Source organism: Pseudomonas oryzihabitans, from assembly GCF_032027545.1.
Lineage (GTDB): Bacteria > Pseudomonadota > Gammaproteobacteria > Pseudomonadales > Pseudomonadaceae > Chryseomonas > Chryseomonas oryzihabitans_F.
The window spans coordinates 1-10,713 of the sequence record NZ_JAVSJB010000001.1 but is presented as its reverse complement, the minus strand read 5'-3'; the positions used below and the strand labels follow the sequence as shown (position 1 = coordinate 10,713).

9 protein-coding genes are annotated in these 10,713 nt (G+C 63.5%); all 9 read left to right on the top strand.

Features of this window, described 5'->3' with window-relative positions; all coding sequences use genetic code 11:
* Nucleotides 1-335 precede the first annotated feature (335 nt).
* Complete coding sequence (locus RND78_RS00045; protein WP_312724997.1) at nt 336-1,535, top strand: TcpQ domain-containing protein; 1,200 nt, start codon at nt 336-338, stop codon at nt 1,533-1,535.
* Nucleotides 1,532-3,268: a PilN family type IVB pilus formation outer membrane protein gene (locus RND78_RS00040; RefSeq protein ID WP_312724996.1), complete on the top strand. Its 1,737-nt coding sequence runs from the start codon at nt 1,532-1,534 to the stop codon at nt 3,266-3,268. The genes RND78_RS00045 and RND78_RS00040 overlap by 4 nt, the downstream gene beginning before the upstream one ends.
* 4 nt (nt 3,269-3,272) lie before the next feature.
* Nucleotides 3,273-4,607, top strand: a complete 1,335-nt coding sequence (gene pilO2 / locus RND78_RS00035) for a type 4b pilus protein PilO2 (RefSeq protein ID WP_312724994.1) — start codon at nt 3,273-3,275, stop codon at nt 4,605-4,607.
* Nucleotides 4,597-5,247, top strand: a complete 651-nt coding sequence (gene pilP / locus RND78_RS00030; protein WP_312724993.1) for a type IV pilus biogenesis protein PilP — start codon at nt 4,597-4,599, stop codon at nt 5,245-5,247. The genes pilO2 and pilP overlap by 11 nt, the downstream gene beginning before the upstream one ends.
* Nucleotides 5,248-5,278: 31 nt before the next feature.
* Nucleotides 5,279-6,871 (top strand): GspE/PulE family protein, encoded by a 1,593-nt coding sequence (locus RND78_RS00025; protein WP_409457006.1) that lies wholly within the window; start codon nt 5,279-5,281, stop codon nt 6,869-6,871.
* On the top strand, nt 6,864-7,952 hold the full coding sequence (locus RND78_RS00020; RefSeq protein WP_312724990.1) for a type II secretion system F family protein: 1,089 nt from the start codon (nt 6,864-6,866) through the stop codon (nt 7,950-7,952). Before RND78_RS00025 ends, RND78_RS00020 begins: the two co-directional genes overlap by 8 nt.
* Before the next feature lie 142 nt (nt 7,953-8,094).
* Nucleotides 8,095-8,562 (top strand): type 4 pilus major pilin, encoded by a 468-nt coding sequence (locus tag RND78_RS00015; protein ID WP_177323760.1) that lies wholly within the window; start codon nt 8,095-8,097, stop codon nt 8,560-8,562.
* A gap of 6 nt (nt 8,563-8,568) precedes the next feature.
* On the top strand, nt 8,569-9,504 hold the full coding sequence (locus RND78_RS00010; RefSeq protein ID WP_312724989.1) for an ATPase, T2SS/T4P/T4SS family: 936 nt from the start codon (nt 8,569-8,571) through the stop codon (nt 9,502-9,504).
* The coding region (gene pilV, locus RND78_RS00005; RefSeq protein WP_312724987.1) for a shufflon system plasmid conjugative transfer pilus tip adhesin PilV at nt 9,501-10,713 on the top strand (1,213 nt) is incomplete at its 3' end. The genes RND78_RS00010 and pilV, both read left to right, overlap by 4 nt.

The following is a 10,713-nucleotide window of genomic DNA, read 5'->3' as shown; positions in this document are numbered from 1 at the left end:
ATGCCCAAGCATTCGAACAAGACTATCACCCTGCAGCTCGACGTCCCGCGGCTACGTGATGCTGGGTACGTGGACTTCATGCTGCAGTTGATCCGTGAACAGCTGCCCCGTAGTTGAACCACGAGCACCTCGCTGGGTCAGTCTTTTTGAGTGCTCCACACTCATCCCCTTCAGGTTGGCAAATCTGTTGGCTTCAAACTGAGCTCACCCCCGCCGGATGCGGGGGATTTTTTTGCCCGCCGCTAACCTCTTTCGCTCCAGATACAGTTATCTCCTGCTTTCCAGACAGGTGACTGGCACCGTGAGCCCCACTACGAAACGGGGCCTCACCGCACATGATCTGGAAGCTCACCACCCTCTCGCCGCTCGCCTTCGCCGTCGCATTGGTAGGCTGTGCTCAGCAGGAGCCTGCGCCCAGCGCACCCGGCCCCGACAGCTCGCGTAATCCGGAGCTGCTACAACCCGATCTCTATCCGAAGGGTGCTGTGTCAGAGCCCCAGGTCCGGTACGGCCGCTACACCTTGGTCAACACTGCGCCGGAGACCGAGCAGCGGGACCTGATGGCCCAGATCATCGACGTGAACATTCCGGCCAACATGAAGCCGACCGTTCGCGATGCCATGCAGTACGTGGTCAACCGCTCCGGTTACAGCCTGTGTGGCCCTGAGCAGGGGCACGTCAACATCCTCTTCACCCGGCCGCTTCCGGCTGCCCAGTACAAGCTCGGGCCCATGAGCCTGCGCAACACCCTGCAGGTGCTGGCCGGCCCCGCCTGGCAGGTGAAGGTCGACGAGGTCATGCGGTCGGTCTGCTTTGTGCTCCGCCCGGGCTACCAGCTCCCGGAAGGCCAGCGCTACGCCGCCGTGCCGGCAACGGCTTCTTCTACGTCCGCCGTGAAGCCAGCGCCAACCCCGTCCAGCTCGCCGGTCACCGTCGCCACCGTACCAGTGGCTAAGCCGTTGGAAACGCACACCGAACCGGCCAAGCCGGTAACGAACGCCGCTACCCCGCTAGCGGTCAAACCTGTGCCCGCCGGCGCGGCGCTGACATCCGCGCCGGTCAATGCGCCTGGGGAGGCCTTGTCTGTCAGGCAATCTCCGAATGCCTCCTCGGCGAAGGGCACTTCTGCCAAACCTGCTGCCCCTGCACCTGCGGCTAAGCCCACGAACGTAGCGGTCACCACACCAGCAGCGAAGCCTTTAACCACTGCTGTCTCAACCCCTTCCGCCACGTATCCCCTGCCCTCGGTCCGCCTGACCGAACCGGCTTCGGCTATGACCCAGACCTGGGATGCACCCCTCGGCAGCACCCTGCGGCAGTCCGTCGAGGCCTGGGCCAAGCGCGCCGGCTGGCAGGTGGTCTGGGAACCCGATGACCTGGACTACCCCATCGAGGCCGCCCTGCACTTCCGCGGCACCTTTGCCGAAGCCGTTGCCCAGGTTTTCCCGCTCTACGACGGCGCTCGCCGCTCCTTCATCGTCGATGGCAATTCCAGCCAGCGCATCGTTCATGTTTCCGAGAGGAAGAAGTCATGACCCGCCCCCTTCGCCTGAGCGCCCTGGCCGCGGCGCTCCTGCTCGCCAGCTGCTCGGTGCAGCGGGTGGACGAATCGGCTCAGCGCGCCGAGAACGATGCCGCCATGGCCAGCCAATATGCAGCCCTGCTGCGCAACCAGCAGCAACAGCCCAAGCGTGAGACGGTCGTGTTCAGCGACAAACCCTGGGTCTCCACACAACCGGTGGTGGCCAAACGTGGCATGCCCTCCGCGCTGGACTGCGAGCTGAGCTATCGGCCGTCCGGTAGCGTCGGCATCACCGAGATTGCCCAGTACATCACCAGCCAGTGCGGTATCGCCGTGTTGGTCTCGCCCGATGCACTCAATCCCAATGCCGCAGCGCCCAGCGCACAATCAGCCAGCGCCGCACCGGCGCCGATCGGCAATCCCAGCCCAGATAGCCTGGCAGGCCTGCTGCCTGCAGGTGTGATCACCAACCCGGCGACGATGGGCGCCGCGGCGAGCGCTACTGGCTTAGGGTATCGCGCGTCCGACTCCACCAGCCTGGGCGGCGGGAGCCAGGTCAGCGGCCTCAAGTACAGCGGCAAGGCCTCCGGCCTGCTCGATGAGGTCACCGCGCGCCTGGGCTTGGGGTGGCATTACTCGCCGGTCGAGCGTGCCGTGCGGATCAGCTACTTCGAGACGCGGGTCTTCGACGTCTGGTCCTTTGGCGACAAGCAGGTCATCGCCAGCACCGTGAAATCCGGGATGGCCACCGCCGCCGGTACCAGCGGCAGTAACTCGGGCGGATCGAGTACCAGCTCCGGTGTTTCGGGCGACTCGGGTAGCAACCAGAGCACCACCGTCACCCTGGAGTCCTCAATCCTGCAGGACATCCAGAACAACGTGAAGGCGATGCTCAGCGTCGCCCCGGCCGGGCGGATGTACCTGGCCCCCTCCACCGGGACCCTGACCGTCACCGACCGTCCTGAGGTGATCTCGCGGATCGAGGCCTACCTCAACAACACCAACCGCAGCATCACCCAGCAGGTGCTGTTCAACGTCAAGGTCTTCGAGGTCACGCTGACCGACACGGACCAGCTCGGCCTCAACTGGGCGGCGGTCTACAGGTCGCTTAATACCAAGTGGGGGCTCTCACTTTCCAACACCGTCTCCGGTATCAGCACCAGTGCGACCTCGGCGTCTATAGGGATCGTCAACACGGCTGATTCTGCCTGGGCTGGCTCCAATGCCATCGTCCAGGCACTGGCCGAGCAAGGTCGCGTCTCGAACGTCCGCTCTCCGTCGGTTACCACCCTCAACCTGCAGCCGGCGCCCCTTCAAATTGGCAACGTTCAGGGTTACCTGGCCTCCAGCCAGACGACGTCCACGGCGTCGGTTGGCTCCAGCACCTCGCTCACGCCCGGCACCATCACCAGCGGCTTCAACATGACCCTGCTGCCACGCGTGCTCGAGCACGACGAGATGCTGCTCATGGTGTCGATCAACATGAGCAGCAAGCCGACCTTCCAGACCTTCACCAGCAACGGCTCCAGTGTCCAGCTGCCGGACTATGACGCCAAGTCGCTTTCGCCCAAGGTAAAGCTGCGTAGCGGCCAGACACTGATCCTGTCCGGGTTCGAAGAGCTCAGTGAGGATGCGCGCAAGACCGGTGTTGGCGACCCGGGCTTTCTGGGCCTGGGCGGTAGCCGCACGCGGACCTCGGGGCACAGCGTCTTGGTAGTGCTGATCACGCCAATCGTGACGGGCTGACCGTATGGCCATTGTCAGCACATTACCGGTCGCCCCGGCGCAGACTGCCCAGATCCTGAGCTACCACGGCAAGAGCTTTGTCTCCGGTCTGCAATGGCATCCGTTGGGCAGTCTGACCGGCTACATGAAGGAAGCCCGCGAGTACGGGCGCCTGCATAAGATGGACATCGTCGCCATCCGGCGCACACCCAATGTCATCCAGGCCGGCTTCGTCGCGCGCAGCGCCGGGGCCATGAAGGGGATGTACTCGCTGGCTGCGGCGCTGGCCGGACAGTTGGGCCAATCCTGGCTGGCCGCCTGGCAGGTGCCTGGCGATGAGCCTCGCTATGCACTGGTGGCCGTGATCGACGGCGCCGTCATTCCCGGTTACGACCTGGTGGGCTCGGCCACCGAGATTCAGCGCAAGGTCGCCCAACTCGAAAGCCGCGCCCTGACCTTCGATGAGACCTATTTGCCGACAGAGTTTGGCTTGGGTGGCAAACCGCTCGACATTGACGAGCTGTTGCAGCCTGGCAATTTGAAGCGCGACTACGCCCTCAAACCGCTTGCCTTCGGGATGAGCAAGGGCGAGTGGCTTCGCGTAGGGGTCGTCGGACTCATCGTGGTGGCCGGGATTATCGGCTACAGCCAGTGGGAGGCGCATAAGCGCGAGCAAAGGCGACTCGCCGCCGTCGCGGCCGAGGCCGCGCGTCAGGCCGAACTGCAAGCGATCAACGAGCGCTCCAAGGAGCAACAGACCATTCAAGCCCTGGAGCACCCGTGGGCGAAGCGCCCGGGCGTGCCGGACTTTCTCCTAACCTGCAACGGCGCTATCGATAGGCTTCCACTGTCCATCGCCGGCTGGCTGTTCACCTCGGCCCAATGCGATGGCGTGTTGCTGTCCACCAACTACAAGCGCGACGGCAACAGCACGGCTTCAGCGTTTGTCGCGGCTACGCGTGGTCACTTCGCTGATGAGCCGGCCTTCTTTGACGAAGGCAATGGCGCCGCCCTCAAGCTGACCTTCGAGCCCCCATTGGCGGGCGACGATGAGCTGCTGCAGGCCACACCAGCCCTGGCTGATCTGACCTCCTGGCTGCATGGCCAAGGCTTGGCTCCGATCATCAAGGAAGTCCCGGTGGTCATTCCGGCGCCTCAGGCCATGCCTGGCCAGCCGGCCCCCCCTGCGCCACCGCCCCCGGACTTCAAACACTTCGAGCTGACCTTCAATACCGCGCTACCGCCGGACATTGTCCTCAAGGACGTGCCCCACCAAGGCCTGCGACTGCGCGAGATCAAGACCCTTCTACAGAGCGATCAGCTGGCCTGGTCGGTGACCGGTGACCTCTATGTCAAATGACTTCTCCCTCGCCGTGCTCGGCGCCCTGATGCTTGCAGTGACCGCCCCAGTCATCGCTGCCGAGGCAAAGTCCTCCGACCCAGACGGCATCACCGTCGGCGAACTCTCCCGGGTACAAAGCGAAACCATCCTCTACAAGGCCCAGGGTGAGCGCGCCAAGGCGCTGCGTGAGCTTAACGATGGCGGTACTCAAGCAAAGGTGGCGACGCAGCCCAGCTACCTGCCGCAACCTGTTGTCGCTCCCACCAGTCGGGTGAGCGGAGCGATTGGGCAGACCGGTGCCGTCGAGCAGTTGCCGGTGGTGAAACTGGTCTACGGCACGGGTACAGCACTGCACGCCACCCTGCTCTACGCAGGTGGCTTCGAGATCGATGCCTCCCCAGCGTCGACCGATCTCCCCGGTGGCTACCGTGTGGCCAACCTGACCTTGGACAGCGTAGTGCTCACTCGCGGCGGCAAACGCTATCCGCTGGGGTTCTCCAACCGCGCGCCCAGCTATCCAGTAGCCACCGCCGCGGCGGGTCAGGCCTCCGTGTTGCCAGTGACCGTCACACCGATGAATCCGGTAGCGCCGGTGCCTGTGCCCGCTCCAGCCCCCATTGCCCTTCCGGGCTCCGCGCCTACCGCCCTTCAACCCTGAGGTGACCTTGATGAGTTCGAGCAATCACGTTGTGTCCGCTGCGGACGAGACGGAAGGCGACGCCAAGGCTATTGGCCAACGGTTGGCTGGGGAGCTGGTCAGCGAGCTACTCCCGCTCCAGCCCCGTCGCGTTCTCACCGCCGAAGGCGCCCTATGGGGCTCGCTTAAGCCGGAACTGCGTCAGCTCCTGGCTCTGGTGGAAAGCGCACGGCCTGGCGACCATGCGCAGCTTCTGGTGTCAGGACAGCACCTCCGCGATCCCTTCGTCATGGCCTTCATGGGCGAGCTGGATCGTGCGGACCTCGACTATCGCGTCGTTCCCAGTACTCTGAGCGAGATCCAAGCGCTGTACCAGGTCGATACTACCCGCGGCAGCAGCAGCACCGGTCTCGACAGCACCTCTCGCCAGCAAGAGGTTATCCGCCTACTCGGGGAAGCTCATAGCCGTGGGGCGTCGGACGTCCACTTCGTGGTCGGTCGTGAGATCACCCACATCCTCTTTCGCATCCATGGCCTGCTGACCGAGTACGGTCAAATCCAGAGTCATATGGGCCGCGAGCTCTGCTCAGCCCTATACAACTCCATGTGCGACGTGGCCGAGGAACACTACCAGCCCGAGATCAGCCAGGACGCACGGGTCAAACACGCCTTCGTGGCTCAGCTGGGCCTCTTCGGCGCCCGGGTTGCCTCTCGGCCGTTGGTAGAAGGGCCGCTCATGGTCCTGCGACTGCTCTATGACGAGAAAGCCAAGCAGTCCCTGGATGAGCTGGGCTTTCTGGCCGAACAGATCGCCCTGCTCAATCGACTGCGCGGACTTCCATACGGCGTCATCCTCATTACCGGTCCGACCGGATCCGGTAAATCGAAGACCCTGCAGGTCACCCTCAATCAGCTGCACAGCGAGACCGACGGCACCCGCCACATTCTGTCCGTCGAAGACCCGCCTGAGTATCCCATCAAGGCCAACCAGTCGCCGCTGGGCCATGCCGAAACCTGGGACGGCGCCATCACCAACACCATGCGTCTGGATCCGGACATCCTCATGTATGGCGAGGTGCGTGACCTCGCCACCGCCCAGGCAGCGTTTCGCGGGGGCATGACCGGTCACCTGGTCTTCTCGACCCTGCACACCAACAACGCGGTGGCGAGCCTGCAGCGGCTCATCGACATGGGCGCCGACCCGAGCCTGGTGACAGACCCTGCGCTCATGTCAGGCCTCATCAACCAGTCGCTGTTACCGGTGCTGTGTACGCATTGCGCCCAGCCACTGGCCTCTCAACGCGACCAGCTGAACCCGGCCCTTATCGAGCGACTGGAACGGGTCATGGATACCGCGAAGGTCAGGCTGCAGGGTCCTGGCTGTGCGCACTGCCGCAACATGGGCGTCTCCTCGCGGACGGTCGTCGCCGAGGTTCTGATCCCCAACCATCGCTTCATGCAGATCTTCCGCGACCAGGGTGCCAGCGCGGCGAAAACCTACTGGGTCAAGGACATGGGCGGGATCACCAAGATCCAGCACACCATTGGCAAGGTCGCTGCTGGGCTGATCGACCCCCGGATGGCCGAGACCATCATCGGGCCGCTGGACCTCGAGCTTTTCGTGCTGGAGCAGCCCAATGCTTAGCCGGATTCTGGACAGTTGGACGACCTTTGCCGATGCCTGGTACGCCAAGCAATTCGGTAGCAAGGAGCGCATCCAGTTCTACGAAAGCCTCTGCGCGCTCCTGGAGAACGGCGTCGGTATTGACAATGCCCTGGAAGAGCTACGCGCAATCTTCAGCGATGGCGGCAAAAAGCGCCGGGACCCGACCGCCTTGGCTACGGCTGGCATCAGCCAGGCCGTGCGAAACGGTAAGTCCCTGGGCGATGCCTGTCAGCGTTGGATGCCCTACCAAGAGACCGCAATCATCGCCGCCGGCGAACGGTCGGGTGCCTTGGTGCAGGCCTTCCTAGACTGCGTGCAGATGATCGAGGCACGCGGTCGGATCCTATCCCTGATCCTGTCCGTGACCGTCTATCCCATCATGCTCTGGGCAATGATGGCCTATCTGCTCCACGTCATCGCCTCGCGCATGGTCCCGGCCATGACCCGGGTCTCCAACCCCGAGGGCTGGACCGGCATCCCCTACCTGCTCTATCAGGTCTCCAGCTACGTCAATAACTGGGGCCTGCTGACCCTGATCGTGGTGCTGAGCGTCATTATCTTTGCCATGGGGTCACTGCCCTACCTGACCGGACCACTGCGCGTCAGGCTCGATCGCGTACCGCCTTGGTCGATCTACAAGGCCCTCCACGGCTCCACCTTCCTGCTCAACATCTCGGTAATGCTCAAGGCCAACATCAATCAGATCGAGGCCTTGCAGTCCCTGCAGCGCGGCGCCACGCCCTGGCTGCGTGAGCGGCTGATCGCGGCCATCTACGGCGTCAATCAGGGCAAGAACTTCGGCGAGGCCCTGCGTCTGGCTGGGCACGAGTTTCCCGATAAGACCGCCGTCCAGTTCCTCTGCGTATTGGCGACCCGCAAGGGCTTCTCCGAAGCCATTCACCGGTTCAGCAATCGCTGGATCGAGCAGACGCTCAAGCAGGTGGAGCGCTACACCAAGGCGTTTCTCACCTTTTCGACCATCGCCATGGGGCTCTTGATGCTCCTGGTCGTCAGCGGCGCCTTCAGCCTGCAGAGCAACGTTGCCAGCCTCCACCACTAGACCCACCACCCAAGGAACCACCATGAGCCAACCCTGCACCAGCCTCACTCCCACGGACGTCGAAACGTCGCACAAAACGGTCGAGTCCAAGCCATTTCGCCTGCCGCCGCGTCACCGGCAGCGTGGCGTATTCAGCCTGGAAATGATGTTCGTCCTGATCATCGCCGTGGTCGCCCTGGGCTACATCATCTACAACGGCGGCAGCCTCATGGGCTCCCAGGATGTGACCAACGAGCAGTCCAACATCGGCACCCTCATCGCCAATACCCGCAAGCTCAAGGCCAGTAGCGGCTACGGGACGTCCGGTACCAGCCTGGTTTCCCAACTGGTGGCCAGCAAGGGCCTGCCCAACATGAGCGTCAATGGCAGCAACCTGTACAACGCCTGGGGCGGTTCGGTCACCGTAGTGTCGAGCGGCATGACCTTCACTATCACCGAGAACGCGCTGCCTCAGGATGCCTGCGTCACCCTGGCCACCAAGATCAGCCGCGGCACTAAGGTCACCACCGCCATCAACGGCGGTACCGCAGTCACCGGCGAAGTAGATCCCGGCACCGCCACCAGCGGCTGCAGCAAGGACAGCAATGTCGTGGCCTGGACGGTTTACTGAGTTCGCATGAGCCTGATCACGCAAGCCAACTTCGTCGACCTCTTCCTTGGCCCGGACTTCTCGGACGTGAAGGGCCTCGACGGCTCCGGTAGCCGGCGGGAATCTGCGCCGGCTACCTGGAGCAAAGAGCTGCAGGCGCTGCGCGAGCAGTGCCAGGCAAAGTCGATTGAGTTCGGCGATCCGGAGTTCTCGCTGGTCCAGGACGGCATCGTCCTGCGGGTGACGCAGATCAAGGATGCCTTCTCGGAAGACGTCTTCATCATCCGCAAATCCAATGCCCAGATCCGCCCCTTCCACATGCTGGGGTTTCCCGAATCGCTGGCCACCGCCATGCTCAGTGACCAGGTGCGCGGCCTGGTGATCTTTTGCGGCGAGATGGGTACCGGCAAGACCAGCAGCGCCGCCTCGCTGATCGCCGCACGGCTGCAGGCCTGCGGCGGCACGGCGCTGGCGATCGAGGATCCGGCCGAGACCAACCTCAATGGTCTGCACGGCGAGGGTCGCTGCATCCAGATGCAGGTATCCCGGCGCACGGGGGGCTATGAGGAGGCGCTACTGCGCGCCTTGCGCACCGGTGCCGACATGATCCTCATCGGAGAGATCCGCGACATCCCTACCGCTGTTCAAGCGGTACGGGCCGCCATCAATGGCGTCTTCGTCGCCACCACCTTCCATGCCGGCAACCCCGCCCAGGCGCTGGAGCGGGTCCTGGCTCTGGCCAGCAATGAGATCAAGAACGCTCGCGAGATCCTGGCTCAGGGTCTGGTAGCGGTGGTGGCTCAGACGCTGGAAACCCGCAATGACCGCCGCATCCTCAAGGTGCGCAGCCTTCTGGTCACCGGCGAAGACGGGCCCAGCATCCGCGAGAAGATTCGTGCAGGGCAAATCGCGCAGCTGGACCAGGACATCGACAACCAACTCAAACGAGACCTCTGGGGATGAACATCTCACGCCGCTACGCCGCACAGCGGGGCTTCATCGCCCTGGATATGCTCTTTGGCCTGATCGTCTTGGCGGCCGTCATGACCGGTGCCGCGGTCCTGGTAGCCAATCAGATGGACTCTCAGAATTATCGGATCGCCGCGGACCAGCAAAAGCAGGTTGCCGACGCCGCGGCCAAGTACCTGAAGGACAACTTCGCCACGGTCTATGCAGCGGCCGGCACCACGACGCCGGCGCAGATTACTCCAGCGATGCTGCGCAACACCAACTACCTCCCTGCTGGCTTCACCGATGCCAACGCCTTCGGCCAGACCTTTGTGGTGCTGGCCAGGCGGGTGGCGACCAACCAGCTCGAATCCATCGTGCTCACCACCGGTGGCCAGGTCATCGATGAGATAGGCACCCGTGAGATCGCCGAAAACCTCGGCGCCCCGGGCGGCTTCGTACCGGTGGCGAACACCGGCATCGTCCAGGGCGTGCGGGGTGGCTGGTCCTTGGCGCTGAGCAATTACGGAGTCAACCCGGGCGCGGGCCACACCGCCAGTGCCCTGTTCCTGCAGGATGGAACCCTGGCCAACGACTATCTCTACCGCAATGCCATCGCCGGAAAGCCCGAGCTAAATCGGATGAATACTGCGCTCAACATGGGCGGCAATGACCTGAACAATGCGGCCAACATCACCGCCTCCGGTACCGCTAGCATCAGCGGCGATGTCAATGCTGGCCGCAACGTCAACGCGACGGGCAACGTAAACCTCAATGGTACGGTCACCGCCGGCGGCGACCTCCGGGCTGGCTCGATGTACCTGCAGGGCAACGCGTCCATGAACGGCAGCGCCACAGTCGGCGGGAATGTCGCTGTCACTGGAGACACAACCACCGGCTCGATGTATGCGCGTGGCAACGTCCAGGGCGTCACCGCCAGCATGTCGGGGGAGACCTATACCACGGGCTGGTTCAGGACCCGTGGGGATACCGGCTGGTACAGCGAGAAATGGGGCGGTGGCTGGCACATGACTGACAGCGACTGGATCCGGGCCTATGCCGGCAAGAATGTCTATACACCCGGGCAAATGAGAGGTAACAGCCTATTCTCTGAAGGCCGTACCTATGTCGGGGAGTATCTCCAGCTCAATGGCACTGCGAGCGAGAACGCAGGCTGTAGCCCAAATGGGATGGTCAGCCGTACAGGCGATGGTTTGCTACTTT